This window comes from Psychrobacillus sp. OK032 (assembly GCF_900111345.1).
In the GTDB taxonomy this organism is placed as follows: Bacteria; Bacillota; Bacilli; order Bacillales_A; family Planococcaceae; genus Psychrobacillus.
The window spans coordinates 317,303-334,712 of sequence record NZ_FOGY01000001.1; the positions used below are offsets into that span (position 1 = coordinate 317,303).

At 37.6% G+C, this 17,410-nt stretch carries 16 protein-coding genes; 2 read left to right on the plus strand and 14 right to left on the minus strand.

Annotation, left to right across the window (positions count from 1 at the left end; genetic code table 11):
• Positions 1-8: 8 nt before the first annotated feature.
• Positions 9-968, minus strand: coding sequence for an NAD(P)H-dependent flavin oxidoreductase (locus tag BMZ04_RS01575; RefSeq protein WP_093264118.1), 960 nt, complete (start codon positions 966-968; stop codon positions 9-11).
• A 319-nt stretch (positions 969-1,287) separates the two neighbouring features.
• Here BMZ04_RS01575 and BMZ04_RS01580 point away from each other — a divergent pair, with 319 nt between their 5' ends.
• Complete coding sequence (locus tag BMZ04_RS01580) at positions 1,288-2,757, plus strand: aminotransferase class I/II-fold pyridoxal phosphate-dependent enzyme (protein WP_093264122.1); 1,470 nt, start codon at positions 1,288-1,290, stop codon at positions 2,755-2,757.
• Positions 2,758-2,797: 40 nt separating this feature from the next.
• Here BMZ04_RS01580 and BMZ04_RS01585 read toward each other — a convergent pair whose 3' ends face one another.
• The 7 genes from BMZ04_RS01585 to BMZ04_RS01615 form a co-directional block, all read right to left on the minus strand.
• Positions 2,798-3,475, minus strand: coding sequence for an LrgB family protein (locus BMZ04_RS01585; RefSeq protein WP_093264127.1), 678 nt, complete (start codon positions 3,473-3,475; stop codon positions 2,798-2,800).
• Positions 3,472-3,849, minus strand: a complete 378-nt coding sequence (locus BMZ04_RS01590; protein ID WP_093265445.1) for a CidA/LrgA family holin-like protein — start codon at positions 3,847-3,849, stop codon at positions 3,472-3,474. Before BMZ04_RS01590 ends, BMZ04_RS01585 begins: the two co-directional genes overlap by 4 nt.
• A 5-nt stretch (positions 3,850-3,854) precedes the next feature.
• Positions 3,855-4,670, minus strand: coding sequence for a polysaccharide deacetylase family protein (locus BMZ04_RS01595; RefSeq protein WP_255367752.1), 816 nt, complete (start codon positions 4,668-4,670; stop codon positions 3,855-3,857).
• Positions 4,671-4,854: 184 nt separating this feature from the next.
• A complete protein-coding gene (locus BMZ04_RS01600) occupies positions 4,855-5,640 on the minus strand; it encodes an SDR family NAD(P)-dependent oxidoreductase (RefSeq protein ID WP_093264132.1) in 786 nt (261 codons plus the stop codon).
• Positions 5,641-5,952: 312 nt separating this feature from the next.
• On the minus strand, positions 5,953-6,825 hold the full coding sequence (locus BMZ04_RS01605; protein ID WP_093264137.1) for a hydroxymethylglutaryl-CoA lyase: 873 nt from the start codon (positions 6,823-6,825) through the stop codon (positions 5,953-5,955).
• Positions 6,826-6,841: 16 nt separating this feature from the next.
• Entirely contained in the window at positions 6,842-8,020 is a 1,179-nt protein-coding gene (locus BMZ04_RS01610; RefSeq protein ID WP_093264140.1) for an acyl-CoA dehydrogenase family protein, read from the minus strand.
• 42 nt (positions 8,021-8,062) lie between these two features.
• Complete coding sequence (locus BMZ04_RS01615; RefSeq protein WP_093264143.1) at positions 8,063-8,845, minus strand: enoyl-CoA hydratase/isomerase family protein; 783 nt, start codon at positions 8,843-8,845, stop codon at positions 8,063-8,065.
• A 158-nt stretch (positions 8,846-9,003) separates the two neighbouring features.
• Here BMZ04_RS01615 and BMZ04_RS01620 point away from each other — a divergent pair, with 158 nt between their 5' ends.
• Positions 9,004-9,900, plus strand: a complete 897-nt coding sequence (locus BMZ04_RS01620; RefSeq protein ID WP_093264147.1) for a LysR family transcriptional regulator — start codon at positions 9,004-9,006, stop codon at positions 9,898-9,900.
• A gap of 786 nt (positions 9,901-10,686) precedes the next feature.
• On the opposite strand, the gene lpdA is transcribed toward BMZ04_RS01620, so the two are convergent.
• From lpdA to BMZ04_RS01650, 6 genes are all read right to left on the minus strand, one after another.
• Entirely contained in the window at positions 10,687-12,099 is a 1,413-nt protein-coding gene (gene lpdA, locus BMZ04_RS01625; protein WP_093264151.1) for a dihydrolipoyl dehydrogenase, read from the minus strand.
• Between the two features lie 3 nt (positions 12,100-12,102).
• Positions 12,103-13,434, minus strand: a complete 1,332-nt coding sequence (locus BMZ04_RS01630) for a dihydrolipoamide acetyltransferase family protein (RefSeq protein ID WP_093264156.1) — start codon at positions 13,432-13,434, stop codon at positions 12,103-12,105.
• 31 nt (positions 13,435-13,465) lie between these two features.
• Positions 13,466-14,443 carry an alpha-ketoacid dehydrogenase subunit beta gene (locus BMZ04_RS01635; protein WP_093264164.1) on the minus strand — a complete coding sequence of 326 codons (978 nt, stop codon included), beginning with the start codon at positions 14,441-14,443 and terminating at the stop codon, positions 13,466-13,468.
• Positions 14,444-14,446: 3 nt separating this feature from the next.
• Complete coding sequence (gene pdhA, locus BMZ04_RS01640; protein ID WP_093264168.1) at positions 14,447-15,559, minus strand: pyruvate dehydrogenase (acetyl-transferring) E1 component subunit alpha; 1,113 nt, start codon at positions 15,557-15,559, stop codon at positions 14,447-14,449.
• Between the two features lie 703 nt (positions 15,560-16,262).
• Positions 16,263-16,466, minus strand: coding sequence for a hypothetical protein (locus BMZ04_RS01645; RefSeq protein WP_093264171.1), 204 nt, complete (start codon positions 16,464-16,466; stop codon positions 16,263-16,265).
• Between the two features lie 178 nt (positions 16,467-16,644).
• Entirely contained in the window at positions 16,645-17,289 is a 645-nt protein-coding gene (locus tag BMZ04_RS01650; protein WP_177184278.1) for a YkyA family protein, read from the minus strand.
• Positions 17,290-17,410: the final 121 nt, after the last annotated feature.

Consider the following 17,410-nt stretch of genomic DNA (forward strand, 5'->3'; position numbering starts at 1 on the left):
TTCTCCTCCTACTGTTGCCATTTTTTCCTTATTTCTATTGCTTCTTTTACCATTCGTTGAATTAGTTCCTCAGTTGACGGCACATCATGTATTAACCCAATTGACTGACCAGCCCAACCAAACCCTTTATCTTCCTTACCCTCATAAATAAATTGTTTATTTGCTTCGCCGCTAACGTACTCTTTTAATGCATCATATGTTGGATTTTCGGATTCAATACGTAAAATTTCTTTTGTCCATTCATTATTAATCGCTCTGGCTGGTGCACCAATAGATCGTTTAATAACGGTAGTATCCGTTTCCTTGCTAGCGATCAATGCTTGTTTATATGCTTCTGAGGCATGTACACATTCCTTTGTTGCGATGAATCGAGTACCCATTTCAATACCTTCTGCACCAAGCGCATGTGCAGCCATCCAACCTCTACCATCTGCAATTCCACCAGAAGCAATCACGGGAATCGATACGGCATCTACTACTTGCGGGATTAAAACGATCGTTCCAATATCGTCCCTTCCTAAATGCCCACCACCTTCTTGACCTACAACCATCACAGCATCTGCTCCAAGCTGTTCCGCCTTTTGAGCTTGGCGTTTAGCGGCAACGAGCACTAACTTTTTTATGGAGGTATTTGCAAGTTTTTCTAAAATAGGCGCTGGATTTCCTCCAGTCATAGAAATAGCCGGTACCTCTTCGTCTATTGCCACTTGTAGCATATGTTCATAAGGTCTTCCCATTTGCCCAATAGCGAAGTTAACTCCAAATGGCTTATCTGTTAACTGTCTTACCTTCCGAATCTCCTCTCTCAATTCTTCCGGCGTTTTTAGGCTCATTGCCGTAACTTGACCAAGACCTCCCGCATTAGATACAGCTGCACAAAGATCGGAATAAGCCAAGTAAGCAAGTCCCCCTTGAATGATTGGATAATTTATCCCTAATAGATCCGTTACCTTTGTCTGAAAATTCATTTTTTTACCCCTCCTACCTCTAAGTGTAAAAGAAATTCCCAACCGATTCAATGAACAAATATTTTTTATAGTCATGAAAGGGTGAAAGTGCTATAATTCATTTGTTTTAAGAAAAGCGCAAGCGCCTATATTGATGGAGTACAGTCTTAGTTCGCGACATTGTGTCGAAATGACTGTATAACCCGCTTAGTGCGGGCCTCCGACAGGCAAATGTGAAGGGATGGCAGCTCTCCAGCCGCTACAGTTTTTCACATTTGTTCCCGAGGGCTAAGGCGCTGGAGCTGGACAAAAATAATTCTAGCTAGAGGTGGTATGAACGTTGTCACAATTAGAAACTCCTTTATTCGACGCTTTACTAAAGCATCGAAATCGTCATCCTATCCAGTTTCATATTCCTGGACATAAAAAAGGGAAAGGGATGGACCCTGCATTTCGAGAGTTTGTTGGAGATAATATACTTTCTATAGATTTGATTAATATTGCCCCTTTAGATGATTTACATTCTCCTAAAGGTGCGATAAAAAAAGCACAGAGTTTAGCAGCGGAAGCATTTGGAGCAGATGAAACATTTTTCTCCGTCCAAGGTACAAGCGGTGCCATTATGACCATGATTCTTACAATTTGTGGTCCCGGAGACAAAATACTAGTTCCACGAAATGTTCATAAATCTATTATGTCTGCAATTGTTTTCGCAGGTGCAATTCCTATCTTCATCCACCCGGAAGTTGATAAAGAACTTGGTATTTCACACGGAATTTCCGTTGAATCCGTTGAAAGAGCCTTGGATGTACATCCTGATGCAAAAGGGTTGCTCGTTATTAATCCTACCTATTTTGGATTAGCTGCAGATCTTAAAAAAATCGTAGATATAGCGCACGAAAGAGGAATTCCAGTAGTAGTAGATGAAGCACATGGCGTGCATATTCACTTCCATAAATCGCTCCCTATTTCCGCTATGGAAGCAGGTGCAGATATGGCAGCAACATCAGTTCATAAATTAGGCGGATCAATGACACAAAGTTCCATTTTAAATGTGCGTGAAGGACTCGTTTCTACTAAGCGCGTGCAATCGATATTGTCTATGCTTACGACTACATCTACCTCTTATCCTCTTCTAGCATCATTAGATACCGCTAGAAGACAATTAGCTATTCATGGGGAAGATTTGATCGGAGAGGCTATTAGAATTGCAAAAGATGCACGTAAACGCATTAACGCGATTCCGCATATCTACTGCGTTGGAGAAGAGATTCTACAAACATCCGCAACGTTTGATATGGATCCTACAAAGTTATTAATAAGTGTGAAAAACTTAGGTATGACTGGATATGAAGCGGAGATTTGGCTTAGAGAAAAAGCGAATATCGAAGTGGAGCTTTCCGATTTATATAATATTCTTTGCTTAATTACAATCGGAGATACGAAAAAAGAAACAAACTTACTTATTAATGCCCTTTCTCGTATGGTGGAAGCGCATGAATCAGAGGCAGTAGTAATAGAGCCATCTGTCACATTACCAGATATTCCTGGACTCGCTATGTCGCCACGAGATGCATTTTATGCAGCTACTGAGCAAATTCCATTAAAAGAAGCAAGCGGACGTATTTCTGCTGAGTTCGTCATGGTATATCCTCCTGGAATCCCCATTTTTATTCCCGGGGAAATAATTACACAAGGGAATATTGACTATATAGTGATGAATATAAAAGCTGGTCTCCCTGTGCAAGGTCCAGAAGATGATACTTTAGAAATGATCCATGTAATAAAAGAACATCAAGCTATCTTTTAATAGCAAAATTAAGGAGAGATCAACAATTGATCTCTCCTTTTTATTGAAAAAACAACGCAAATAGCGGACATATAAACGCGCCTATTATTGCACTTAAAGTCATCGAAACTGAGCCCATAGACAAAGCTCGCTCTCCGTATTCCGTAAGCTTGGATACTCCAAAACCATGCGAAGCACTTCCCATAGATATTCCCCTGCTAACCGATTTCTCAATACGACATATTTTAAAAATAAATGGTCCCAGTAGTGCACCGGTTAAACCCGCAATAATGACAAAAACAGCTGTAAGTGAAGGAAAACCTCCAATAGCTCCGCTAATCTGCATTGCTACAGGAGTCGTAATCGATTTTGGCAATAAAGACAAAATATAATCATTACTTAAATTTAGTAGTTTAGCAAAAACAATTATACTTATTAATCCTGAGAGCATAGCAACAACAACACTTGTTAAAATAGAAAACAAGTTTTGTTTAATAATATTTCGTTGCGTATATAACGGATAAGCCATACTAACTACAGCTGGCCCTAGCATTGCATCTATCCATTTTGCCCCAATCATATATGTATCATAAGAGATAGAGAAAGATTTTAATAGAATTATAATTAAAATAGTTGCTGTCACCACTGGAAATAAGAGAGGTGTTGAAAATCTTGCATTTAATTTTTTCATGAGAACAAAAATAATAATCGTCCCGATAATCATACTAATTGCAATCATTGTACTTCTTCCTCTCTTGTTTTCCGACCTTCTAAATACTGACATATCCTTCCAGTAATAATAACGGTAAGCACCGTACTTACTATTACCGAAGAAATAAGAAGTACTCCGTTTATAGAAAGTAATTCTGGATAATTCATTACCCCGACAGTGGAAGGAACAAAAAATAAAGCAAGTAATCCCAATAAAAAACCTGCTCCTTCTTTAATTAATTGAACAGGGATTACTTTCAAATGCAAACAGCCTAAAAGTAACAGTAACCCTACGATACTGCCAGGGAACTTAATATGTAGTATTTGTACGATAAAAGAACCTAATAAGGAAAATAAGTACAATATACAAATTTGAAGAACAATGCGAATATACTTTTTCATCTCTATCATTCAATTCCTTTTATTGTATGGGGATCGATAAAATCATACCCTTTGCTACGAAAACCCTCTACAATGCCAGTTAAAGCTTCTGCAGTCCATTGTCGATCATGCATTAATAAATTTGCTCCATCTGTTAAATATTCCGTATTCACCATTATATCTGTTAAACTAGCAGCATCCATATAGTCTTTTTCCCAATCATAGCCATATGTCCAATTCATCAAAAGCATTCCTTCACTATGAACAAGTGATTTACTAAATTCCGTATTAACTCCAAATGGTGCACGGAAGAATTTCGGTTTTTCACCAATCACAGCTTCTACTGTTTCATTTACTTTCAAGATCTCTTCTCGTTGTTGGTCCTCAGAAATGTCCTTTAAATTCGCATGAGTTTGCGTATGATTTCCAATTGCAAAGCCCATGTCATGGATTTCTTTCATATTCGCTATTTGTTCATCTGCTTCGATGAAGTGACCATTTACGAAAAAGATTGCTGGAGCGTTCAATGCTTTCAAAGTTTTCGCCATTTCTACAGCATATTTATCGGGAGCGTCATCAATTGTAAGTAGTACTACCTTTGGATTGGCATCTCCAATTGGTTGTAATGTCCAATTTGCTGGATTTAATTCATATAATGGTTCTTGCGTTTCTTCAATAGGTTCTTCCTCAACTACTTCTTGAGTTACTTCTACTTGCTCTTCACTCTTAACTTCAGTTGTTACTTCACTTTCTTTTTGGGCAACCGGTTTTTCTTCTGAAACTCCACATGCTGAAAGTACAAGCATAATTGCTGCAAATAATATCAATGTTGTTTTTTTCAATTTAATACACTTCCCTTTCAATAATTATTTTAACATGAACAAAAGAAAGCCGTGTAGAGTATTTCCACACGGTTTCTTTTGTCAAATATGCCTCGCGTATTTGATTCCACTTCTCTTCGTTCAGCTCCGGCAAAGTAATAGGTCCCAAGCCAAATTGGTAGCAGTGAAACAAATGCTAATTAAGTTAAAGTGTTCCACCAGATCCACCATCAATATTAACCGCTGTACCGGTTACGTACGATGCTGCATCTGAAACTAAAAATGTAATAACATTGGCCGCTTCCGTTGTTTCGCCTATTCTTCCCAGTGGAATGGAGGGACCTATAATATTTTTAGAGTATTCTTCCCAGGAAAGTTCAGGAGTCTCTTTTAACCAACGCTTTTCTATTTGATCACTGCGAATTAATCCGATACATACTGTATTTACACGAATATTATCTTTTCCTAAATCATTGCTCATTGCTTTTGTTAGGGCCATACCAGCAGCTCGACTTACGGTTGTTGGTAATGACGAAGCAGGTGGTGTTTTCGCTAATACAGCAGTCACGTTTACAATCGCTCCTCCGCCTTCTTTTCGCATATAAGGAATTGCAGCTTTCGAAGTATGTATGGCACCGAAGAGCTTTAAATCTAAGTCTGTTTGCCATAAATCTGTATCAACTGACTCGAAAGGATTGGCGGATGATGACCCTGCATTATTTACTAAAATGTCTAACCTCCCGTAATGGCCAATTGTTTGTTGAATAATTTTTATACATTCCTGCTCGTTAGTAATATCAGCAGAGACTGTTAATACTTCTTTTCCTGTTTCATTTTTTATAAACAGTGCAGCCTCTTCCAATTGTTCTTTTCCTCGAGCGCAAATCGTTACAGATGCACCTTCTTTTACTAACTGCAAGGCTGTATACAAACCAATTCCTTTACTTGATCCCGTAATTACAGCTACTTTACCTTTTAACCCTAACTCCATCTTACTTCCCCCTTAATAATCTATTTAAACTATATTATAGATTCAAAGTTTGTATATAACAACGAATGTCGGATTATTTTGATAATCTGACCAAAAACTACAATGATTAGCTAATTTACTATATGAAGAAGTTAATAATATATATACTTGCTATTGGTAGTGCCTTTACCATCATGTTCTAATCAGTATAATTTTGTTCCGAAATACAATTTATGTTTAATTCTACTGGTCATAAGTAAAAGGACTAACATCCAAAGGTCACTTTATATGTGACCTTGGTGTTAGCCCTTTCTTTTCTTTATATTAGAATCCCTATAACACCGGTTGTAGACGACTAGAAAGTGACTTGGCAAAAGGAACGATTTTATCAATTTCCTCTAACTTTAAACCTGTTTCTACTCCCATTTCTGAGAGCATCAAAGCCACTTCTTCAGTTGCCAAATTCCCGGTTGCACCTGGTGAAAATGGACAACCACCTAGCCCTCCGATCGAACTATCAAACTTATCGATTCCTGCTTCCATAGCTGCTAGCGTATTAGCTAATGCCATTTTTCGTGTGTCGTGGAAGTGTCCTACAAAAACCGTGTCGGGATATAAGTCCTTCAGTCTTGCGAATCGGTCATAAACTATCTTAGGATTTGCGTATCCATTTGTATCTCCAATGTCGATTTCATCTGCTCCTAGTTCCACAAAACGTTGACAAACATAATTTAATTCTTCAAAAGAGACTTTTCCTTGATATGGACAAGCAAACGACATAGAAACATAAGCTCTAGTGAAAATCCCATGTTCTTTAGCTAGCGTAAACATTTTTTCCGTTTCTAAAAGTGATTCATCAGTTGTCTTATTTATATTTTTTTGGTTGAAAGTTGAACTTGCCCCAATAAATACTGCAATTTGAGGGACATTTGCTTGAATAGCTCGTTCGAGTGCTTTTAAATTAGGTGTTAATGCTATATAAGTAATACCTAACTCATTACAATACTGACTAATATCATCTGCATCTGCCATTTGTGGTACCCACTTAGGACTTACAAATGCAGCAGTTTCCATACGGGAAAACCCTGCATCCGCAAGTTGAAGAATCAATTCCTTTTTGGATTCTGTAGAAATTGGTTTTGATTCATTTTGTAACCCATCTCGCGGACCAACTTCAATTAATTCTATTTTCTTAGGAATATTCATAGTGCACCCTCCGATTTTAATAAGATCTTGGCATGCCTAAAATATGCTGCGCTACATAGGATAATATTAAGTTTGTCGAGATTGGTGCTACTTGATATAATCTTGTTTCTCTAAATTTCCTTTCAACATCATATTCCTCAGCAAATCCAAAACCTCCGTGGGTTTGAAGGCAAGCATTTGCTGCTTCCCATGAAGCATCAGCAGAAAGTAGTTTAGCCATATTGGCTTCTTTCCCACACGCTTTTCCTTCATCATACAATCTAGCTGCTTGGAATCTCATTAAGTCTGCTGCTTCTAAATGGACGTAAGACTTGGCAATCGGAAACTGAATGCCTTGATTTTGACCGATTGGTCTATTAAAGACTACCCGATCTTTAGCATACTGTGTCGCACGATCAACAAACCAATAGCCATCCCCTATACATTCAGCGGCAATTAGAATACGTTCTACATTCATGCCGTCTAAAATATATGAAAAACCTTTTCCTTCTTCACCGATCAAATTTTCTACAGGAACTTCTAAATCTTCAATGAATAGTTCTGTTGTCGCATGATTCATCATCGTCCGAATAGGTTTAATGGTAATTCCATTTCCAACAGCTTCATTCAAGTCAACTAATAATACGGATAAGCCTTCCGTCCGTTTTTTTACTTGATCAATTGGCGTTGTTCGAACGAGTAGAAGCATAAGGTCCGAGTATTCAGCACGTGAGATAAATACTTTTTGTCCGTTTACGATATATTTATCTCCTTTACGTACAGCTACCGTTTTTAATTGTGTTGTATCTGAACCTGTATTCGGTTCCGTAACACCGAATGCTTGTAGTCTTAAGGATCCGTCAGCAATTTTTGGTAAGTATTTTTGCTTCTGTACTTCAGATCCATGACGTAATAAAGTTCCCATCGTATACATTTGTGCATGACATGCGCCTGCATTAGCACCCGAACGATTAATTTCTTCCATGATAATCGATGCATCCGTAACAGATAATCCAGACCCTCCATATTCTTCTGGAATGAGTGCAGCTAAGAACCCAGCTTCTGATAAAGCGGCTACAAATTCTTCAGGGTATGAGTTCGTTTCATCTAACTTTCTCCAATATTCATCCGGATAGTCTTTACAAATCGTTCTTACACTCTGGCGAAGTTCTTCTTGAAATTCAGGTGTGCTAATATGCAGTTCAGTTGTTTTCATTTTATATTCCCCCATTTTTTATTTTTGAATTCTATGAAAATTTTACTTCCCAACAAATTGAGGAGTACGCTTTTCTACGAATGCTAAAACTCCTTCCAAGCGATCCTCCGTATTTACACAGTGATTGTAAAAAACGAGTTCCTCTTCCCTTGCTTGCATATCTTCCATTCCAAATAAAGAATCTACGGCTTTCTTGCAATTTTGAACAGCAATTGGCGCATTCTTTGCCAACATTTCCGCAAGCTCATACGCCTCTTCCAATAAATTTTCGGAAGTTGTTAATCGATTGAACAAGCCAGCTTTATCTGCCTCTTCTGCGGATACCATTCGACCGGTGCATACCCACTCTTTTGCAATATGGACACCAACTCTTTTGGGAAGAAGTCGTGTCCCACCGCCACCAGGCATTATTCCACGCGTTGCTTCAGGCAGACCAAATGTAGCTGTGTGAGCAGCAACGATAAAATCACAATTCAGAACGATTTCAAATCCTCCAGCAAGTGCAAAGCCATCCACAGCAGCAATTACCGGTTGTGGTAAATCAGCAATTGCATAGAACATTTCTTCAAAAAGTTTATGTTGTGCTTTCCATTCTACTTCTGTCATCCCATTTCGTTCTTTTAAATCGGCACCTGAACAGAATGCTTTTGGATTGGTTGATGATAATACTACTACTCTCGCATCAGACTTAGAAATAGATTGAAGGGCTTCTAAGATCTCTGTTGCCATCTGAGTATTAAAGGCGTTGCGAGATTCAGGGCGATTTAATTCAATAACAGCGATTTGCTTATTTGTTCCTACTTTACTAATTTTTAAAAAGGTCATTTTTTTCACTTCCTTCATGTTATTAAAAAAGAATCAACTATTTTCAAGGTTTATAACAAATTTTAAGAATATTCTTTTGGTAATTGAATTGACGTTAGTACACATACAGTGTAAAACTAAACTAGACTATACATTCCAACAAATTGGGAGGTACAAATGTGGATATAACGCAATTGCATTACTTTATCGTTGCTGCAGAGCAAGAACATATGACAAGAGCTTCAGAAATATTAGACTTATCACAATCTGCTTTGAGCCGATCCATTACATCTCTAGAAAAAGAGTTAGGCGTACCTTTATTTGATCGAAAAAACAGAAAAATCTTGTTAAATAGATATGGAAAAGTCTTTTTAAAGGACGCCAAAAAAATTGTGGGTCAAGTAGAAATTTCGAAATCAAACCTATCTCAACTCATTCATCCTGATTTTGGAAATATCTCTATTTCATTTGTTCATAGCTTAGGATTAAACTATATTCCTTCTTTACTAAAGGAATTTCAACTTGCCAATCCTGGTCATACGATTACATTAAATGAAGACAAAGCCCCATTAATCGTTAAAAATTTATTAACAAATGAAACTGATTTAGGGTTTGCAACGCAATATCAATCCTTTTCCGATTTAGACTATAATCCAATTTTCAAAGAAAAAATTGTGTTAATTGCCTCTAGCCAACATCGGTTCTCAGAAATGAAACATATTAAACTGGAAGAGATTGAGAAAGAAAACTTCATTCATTACAATGTCGATACTGAATTGAGGAGATTAATCGACTCTCTATTTTTAAAATACGATATTGATATTCATGTTGCCTATGATGGATTAGAAATTAACAGTATCATCGGGTTAGTTACTTCCAATATGGGTATCGCACTTGTACCCGAATCTGTCATTCAAAATATTAGTGGAATAAAAATTATCCCCATTTTAGATGTAAATATCGATCGAACGATTTATTTAATACATAAAAAAGAAGGCTATATTTCAAAAGCGGTTCTCTACTTTAAAGATTTCATTTTTTCCTATCACGAAAAAATGAATCGAAAAAACGAATGATCAATTACGCCTCGGCGTAATTGATTATAATAAATCGTGCTTTTGCTAATCTATAAGATTCCTCCCCCCACTAACTAACCAACAATACTGCTCAAAATTCTTCTTTCCAACAAAGTTTTACTTCTTATTGCTAATTATAGAGATAGTCTCCACCAAAAGACAAAGCAAATAACACATCAAATCAATGTGAATTATGCATAAATTGAAAAATTGCGGAATTATATAATTAATTAAAATCTGTCGAATCTTTTAAACTAAAATCTTTTAAATAGGAGGTCAATTGGTTGCTTTCATGACCGGTTTGTTGCCTTAATCTATTTTCTGGATTCAAATCTAATAATAAATAATTGAATGAAACGAACTTTATCCTAGTAAATGCTCCACTTATTTGGAGACAGCATTTTCTAATTAGGTTTACTATTGTGAAGTTGACCTGATAAATTAAAATCTCTGATATTTGCAGACGCTAAATTAGCAAGAAATTCAAATTGATTGGAGCGGAAGAGCGGCGACTCCAGCGGGATAAGTGAGTAAGATGAGACATCACAACGAACGCGAAAGCGGCGGTGATGGCTCATCGCTCACCCCGCGGAAAGCGTCCGCCCTGCAGCGGAAATCCTAGCGGAAACTAATTTTTACGCATTATTCCTACAATGTACAATTCATCTTCTTCTCTAAGCATAGATTAGTAGCTTTTAACCCTCATTTATTGCTACTGACCACTTCCAGAATAATCCATTCAAAAAAGCCTCTCAAAGTATAAAACTCTGAGAGGCTCTATCTATCTTATTTTGAAAGAATATGAATCGGATGACCCATTACTACTTCCGCAGCTTCCATTGCAATTTCCCCTAAAGTTGGGTGAGCATGAATAGTCATTGCGATATCTTCTACAGTCATACCAGCTTCAATCGCTAAACCTAGTTCAGCAATCATATCAGAAGCTCCTTGACCAATGATTTGTGCTCCAAGAAGTAAACCGTCCTCTTTACGAGAAACAAGTTTCACGAAACCATCTGTAGCGTTTAGTGCAAGTGCACGACCATTTGCTCCGAATGGGAATTTCCCAGCAGCAACGTCATAGCCTTGTTCTTTAGCTTGTGCTTCGTTTAAACCAACTGTAGCCATTTCTGGATCTGTAAAGCACACTGCAGGAATTGCTAAGTAATCTACAACCGATGTTTGACCTGCAATTACTTCAGCAGCAACTTTTCCTTCGTATGAAGCTTTATGTGCAAGTTGCGGACCCGCAACAATATCACCAATAGCAAAGATATTCTCAATGCTTGTACGGCATTGCTTGTCTACTTCTAATAATCCACGTTCACTAAATTTAATACCTAGTTCTTCTAATCCAATTTCATCCGTGTTCGGACGACGACCTACAGTTACTAATACATAGTCAGCTTCCACTTTCTTCTCTTCTCCGCCAACTTCATATGTAACTACTACGCCATTATCAGATTCTTCTACGCCTTTTGCAGAAGCTTTAACTGCAATTTCTACGCCTTTTTTCTTTAAGCCTTTTTTGACAATAGTTGTCATTTGCTTTTCGAATCCAGCTAAAATATCGTTGCCGCCTTCGATAATTGTTACATTTGAACCTAAGTTAGCAAAAGCCGAACCTAGCTCAGTACCAATGTATCCTCCACCGATTACAACTAATTTCCCTGGAATTTCAGGTAAGCTTAGAGCCCCAGTTGAGTTAATTACACGTTTTGAATATTTAAATGTAGGAATTTCTACTGGACGAGATCCAGTTGCAATAATTGCATGTTTGAATTTATACGTTTGAGCTGAATTTTCATCCATTACTCGAACAGTATTTGCATCAACAAAATACGCTTCCCCCATAACTACGTCGATATTGTTTCCTTTTAATAATCCTGAAACACCGCTAGTTAATTTTTTTACAACGCCATCTTTGAAAGCTTGTGCTTTTGAAAAGTCAATTTTCACGTCAGTTGCTGTAATACCCATGTCATCTGCATGTTGCGCTTGCTCAAAACGGTGACCAACAGAGATCAAAGCTTTGGAAGGGATACATCCCACGTTTAGACAAACTCCACCAATATACTCTTTTTCTACTACTACAACTTTTTGTCCAGTTTGTGCAGCACGAATTGCAGCCACATATCCTCCAGGGCCTGAACCAATTACTAAAGTATCTGTTTCGATCGGGAAATCTCCAACTACCATTTTTTACGCCTCCATTAATAATAGTTCTGGACTGCTAAGCAAACGTTTGATATGGTTCAACGCATGTTGCGCAGTCGCGCCATCGATCATTCGATGATCAAAGCTCAATGATAATGCTAACACAGGAGCGGCTATTATTTCACTATTTTTTATTATTGGTTTTTCTGAAATTCGACCAATTCCGAGAATTGCAACCTCCGGATGGTTAATTACTGGCGTAAACCATTGTCCTCCTGCAGAACCAATATTCGTAATGGAGCAAGACGCACCTTTCATTTCTGCTGCAGCTAATTTACCGTCACGAGCTTTTGTAGCAAGTGCATTAATTTCGTCTGAAACAGCAAATACAGATTTGCGGTCTGCGTTTTTAATAACAGGTACGAGTAATCCTTTATCCGTATCAGCTGCAATACCGATGTTGAAATAATGTTTTTGAATAACTTCATTTGTTTCATCATCATAGGATGTATTGAGTTGCGGGAATTCTCTTAACGTGCTAACTAGTGCTTTTACTACATAAGGTAAGTAAGTTAATTTAATATTTTTCTCCGCTGCAATCTCTTTGAATTTTTTACGATGTGCAACAAGTTCTGTCACATCTACTTCATCCATTAATGTTACATGTGGAGCTGTATGTTTAGAGTGTACCATTGCTTTTGCGATTGCTTTACGCATTGGTGAAAGTTTCTCGCGTGTTTCAGGGAACTCTCCTTCCATCACTACAGGAGCAGCAACTTTTTCATTTGCTTTCGACTCTGTTGTGATTAGTTCTGAAGTTTCTTCTGAAGCAGTAACCTCCGCAGTTTTTTGATCTCCTGCTAAAAATGCTTCGATATCTTCTTTTAGGATACGACCATTTTTTCCCGAACCTGTTACATCTGCAATATTTACTTCTTTATCACGGGCAAATTTACGAACAGAAGGCATCGCAACTACACGTGATTCACCTTTAGGTTGTTCGGTAGATGCTTCAGTTTTAGGAGCTTCTACTGTTTCTTTTTCAATTTTTTGACCGGCTTCAGCAGTAGCTTGTACTTGTGCTTCAGTAGCTTCATTTGATTCGCTTTCCTGTCCTTTAAATTGAAGATCCTCATATCCAGGAGCATCAATTTTAATAAGTACATCTCCAACAACTGCAACTGTTCCTTCACTTACTAAAACATCTGTTACTTTCCCTTTTACAGGAGAAGGAATTTCTACAACTGCTTTATCATTTTGTACTTCACATAAAATATCGTCTTCTTGTACTTCATCGCCAGCTTTTACAAACCATTTTACGATTTCGCCTTCGTGTATACCTTCACCGATATCTGGTAATCGAAATTCAAATCCCACAGTATTCACCCTTTCTATTTTGAATTTTAGTTTAGAATGTTAAAACTTTTTTAGCTGTTTCTACTATATCCTTAACACCAGGTAACCAAACCGTTTCTGCTTGAGAGAATGGATAAACAGTATCAGGAGCCGCAACACGTAAAACTGGAGCTTCTAAACTTAAAATAGCTCTTTCCGTAATTTCAGCTACTACATTGGCAGCAATACCTGCTTGTTTTTGTGCTTCTTGAACAACGATTGCACGGTTTGTTTTTTCAACAGATGCGATAATTGTTTCAATATCAAGTGGTTGAATTGTACGTAAGTCAATCACTTCTACAGAATGTCCTTCTTTTTCTAACTCTTCAGCAGCTTTTAAACTTTCATGAACCATTGCACCATAGGAAATGATTGTTAGATCTGTACCTTCACGTTTTACATCTGCTTTTCCTAGTGGAATTGTATATTCCTCTTCCGGAACTTCTCCACGGAAAGAACGATATAATTTCATATGCTCTAAGAAAATGACAGGATCGTTATCGCGAATTGCAGAGATTAATAAACCTTTTGCATCGTATGGCGTAGATGGTATAACTACTTTTACACCTGGTGTCGATGTCATTAGTAATTCTAAGCTATCGGCATGCATTTCGGGTGTATGAACCCCTCCACCAAAAGGAGAACGGATTGTAACAGGTGCATTAAATGCCCCTCCTGTACGGAAACGCATACGAGCAAGTTGTCCACTTATAGAGTCCATTACTTCGAATACAAAACCAAAGAATTGAATTTCAGGAACTGGACGGAATCCTTGTAGTGCTAATCCTACTGCAAGTCCACCAATTCCAGATTCAGCTAACGGTGTATCAAATACACGATCTTCACCGAATTCTTTTTGTAACCCTTCAGTCGCACGGAATACTCCTCCGTTAACGCCAACGTCTTCACCGAAGACTAGAACGTTTTCATCATTTTTAAGCTCGGTACGGAGTGCTTCCGTAATTGCTTGAATCATCGTTAATTGTGCCATCGGTTACTTCGACTCCTTCTCAGTATAGTAAGCTAATTGCTCATCTAAATTATATGGATTTTCTTCATACATAATATTGATCAAGTCTGTTACTTTTTGTTTTGGTGCAGCATCAGCTTTTTTAATCGCTTCTTTTATTTCTTCTTTTGCTTTTTCAATGATTTCTTCTTCTTTTGCTTCATTCCAAATACCTTTTGCTTCAAGATACGTACGGAAACGAACTAGTGGGTCTCTCTTTTCCCAAATAGAATCTGTATCCGAAGTACGGTAACGAGTTGGGTCATCCCCAGCCATCGTATGAGGACCAAATCGGTAACATACTGTTTCGATCAAGCTTGGACCTTCTCCATTAATCGCACGATCTCTTGCATCTTTTGTTGCAACGTAAACAGCTAGTGGATCCATTCCGTCTACTTGGATACTTGGAATTCCTGCTGCTATTCCTTTTTGTGCAATTGTTTTTGCAGACGTTTGCAACTCACGTGGTGTGGAAATAGCATATTGGTTATTTTGTACGATGAATACTGCTGGCGAACGGAATGCACCTGCAAAGTTAATACCTTCGTAGAAATCACCTTGAGATGAACCACCGTCTCCTGTGTACGTAATTGCAATCGCTTTCTTCCCGCGTTTTTGCATTCCAAGTGCTACCCCAGCTGCTTGGATGAATTGTGCACCAATAATAATTTGTGGTGGGAAAACATTTACGCCTTCTGGAATTTGGTTCCCCATGAAATGTCCACGAGAGAATAAGAATGCTTGCCATAAAGGTAGGCCATGCCATACGATTTGAGGTACATCACGGTAACCTGGTAAGATAAAGTCTTCTTTTTCTAGTGCAAATTGAGATGCAAGTTGAGAAGCTTCTTGTCCAGCAGTAGGTGCATAGAATCCGAGACGGCCTTGGCGGTTTAGCGAAATAGAACGTTGGTCTAAAATTCGTGTGAACACCATTCGACTCATTAATTCAACTAATTCTTCATCTGATAAGTTAGGATTTGCTTCTTCGTTTACAATTTTCCCTTCCTCGTTTAAAATCTGGAACATTTCAAACTTCTCTTCAATTTCTTGAAGCGTTTTCATTGGGTCTAACTGCGGCGACTTGTTTGCAGCCATAATAGCAACTCTCCTTTTCTTCTGTATTAAAATTTTTCATTTTATAAGTGATACAACTATCTTTCCTTTTCAGTATACTCAAGAATAAATCTTCGGTCAATCATCTAAAATCAATGATTATTTTTTAATAGAATATTAAATCTATTACAATCTGTATTAGTCGGTATTTATGTCTGTACTATATCAGTTTCATAAATTCATAGAAGCTGTTGGTCGTCCAAAAAGAAACAAAAGCTCTAGTTTTCACTTCTCTAATAACATATAAAATGCTTCGTAGCCTTTAAGTTTATCTCTTTTTTCGACGCTTCTCACAAAGGATAATTTACGCAATATAGAGATAATACGTTGTAAAAAGCTCTATTCAATGTGACTATTAATTAATAGTCACATTGAATAGAGCATTATATTTATCAACGTCCAACTAGCATCTCCGCTAGACCTGTTTGTCTTGTTCAGCGGCGTATTTGTCGCTTTCGAGATGTATTTTGTCGTGTTCGGAAGATAGTTTGTCGCGTTCACAGCATGTTATGTCTCACTTAACCAATTATTGGATTTTATTTTCAAGAAATAGTACATAAGATTGAATTTAAAACAGTGACTCTGATTGCTAGCAATTTAAGTGGATTGGAGCGGAAGCGCGGCGACTCCAGCGGAGGCCAACAGGATGTTGGTCACGAAGACGCCTGTGCCCACGGGATGTGGGTCATGCAATCGTTGCCGCAAAAGTTCTTTTGCGACGAGCTTGCGCAGGAGCAGGACGTGGCGAACTTAGATTGCCTTCCTTTTGATTTGGCGCACTTAGCCTTCGTTCCTCTGTTGAGACAGTGGAGCCATCACATCGTACGCGTAGCGTCGATAATGGTTCATCACTCACCCCGCGAAAACGTCCGCCTGCAGCGAAAATCATAGCGGACACTTTTTAGAATGCTGACGACGCATTACCCCTAAACAGTGACATACCTTAATGGTATAAGGAGGAAATTATCCACAGACCATATTTCCAAAAGAATAAAAAAATAGAGTATAGGAATCAATCGTAAATTTCCCATACTCTATTTTTTGCTGTTGCTCTACTATTCTCTTTATTAATTTTCTTTTTGAAGTGAAGTAAATACTTCTTCTTTTATTTTATTAAGCTCGGCTGTAAGTTCATTGAATGTTTCTACTGATTGTTGAACTACTTCGTTTTGTTTATTTACTTCATCGACTTGTGCCTGAATTGTCGTTACTTCGGCTGCTTCATGAATTAACATTTTATAAAGCTTCTCTTGTAAACTAGCAAGTGCATTATATTGTTCTGTTAAATCGCTGTATGCAGTATATCGATTTTTTAATGCTTCCTCGATTTTTTGAATACTTTCTTTTTCCGATGCTTCGTCCGATTCTGAAATAAGCGCATCAATATCTGTTAATTTTTCAGAGGCACTCTTAATAGAAGCTGCTTCTTTTTCCACTAATACAAGTCTTTCCTCTAAAAGTTGAGCTGTTTCTTCCACTTGTTTCGTAAGCTCTTCTTTTTGGTCTTTCGTTAACTCCATCATGCTTTGAAAATTAGCTTGTTCTTTTTGTTCCGTTTCAGCTAACTGCGTTTGTACATCTCTATAATCTGCTTCTAAATTGTATATTTCCGTTAAGATATTGGACAATTTATCTTCTGTTGTTTGACCAAAAGAACACGCAGATAGAAGTAATACAAAGCATAAAGGAATTACGTATTTCCATTTTTTCATCACGCAACCTCCTCTAATCATTTCACTATAATTGTTCTAGCCTCTAAATTCAACCGTACAAATGGCTTTTTTGTTTAGCAAATGATGATTTTTTCGATATAATAGGAATAGGAACGATGAA

Excerpts from the sequence above, each read along its gene's own strand:
- BMZ04_RS01575 (WP_093264118.1), bottom strand. The coding sequence starts at position 968 with ATGAATTTTCAGACAAAGGTAACGGATCTATTAGGGATAAATTATCCA.
- BMZ04_RS01585 (WP_093264127.1), bottom strand. The coding sequence starts at position 3,475 with ATGATTGCAATTAGTATGATTATCGGGACGATTATTATTTTTGTTCTC.
- BMZ04_RS01590 (WP_093265445.1), bottom strand. The coding sequence starts at position 3,849 with ATGAAAAAGTATATTCGCATTGTTCTTCAAATTTGTATATTGTACTTA.
- BMZ04_RS01600 (WP_093264132.1), bottom strand. The coding sequence starts at position 5,640 with ATGGAGTTAGGGTTAAAAGGTAAAGTAGCTGTAATTACGGGATCAAGT.
- BMZ04_RS01605 (WP_093264137.1), bottom strand. The coding sequence starts at position 6,825 with ATGAATATTCCTAAGAAAATAGAATTAATTGAAGTTGGTCCGCGAGAT.
- BMZ04_RS01610 (WP_093264140.1), bottom strand. The coding sequence starts at position 8,020 with ATGAAAACAACTGAACTGCATATTAGCACACCTGAATTTCAAGAAGAA.
- BMZ04_RS01615 (WP_093264143.1), bottom strand. The coding sequence starts at position 8,845 with ATGACCTTTTTAAAAATTAGTAAAGTAGGAACAAATAAGCAAATCGCT.
- lpdA (WP_093264151.1), bottom strand. The coding sequence starts at position 12,099 with ATGGTAGTTGGAGATTTCCCGATCGAAACAGATACTTTAGTAATTGGT.
- BMZ04_RS01635 (WP_093264164.1), bottom strand. The coding sequence starts at position 14,443 with ATGGCACAATTAACGATGATTCAAGCAATTACGGAAGCACTCCGTACC.
- pdhA (WP_093264168.1), bottom strand. The coding sequence starts at position 15,559 with ATGGCTGCAAACAAGTCGCCGCAGTTAGACCCAATGAAAACGCTTCAA.
- BMZ04_RS01645 (WP_093264171.1), bottom strand. The coding sequence starts at position 16,466 with ATGATTTTCGCTGCAGGCGGACGTTTTCGCGGGGTGAGTGATGAACCA.
- BMZ04_RS01650 (WP_177184278.1), bottom strand. The coding sequence starts at position 17,289 with ATGAAAAAATGGAAATACGTAATTCCTTTATGCTTTGTATTACTTCTA.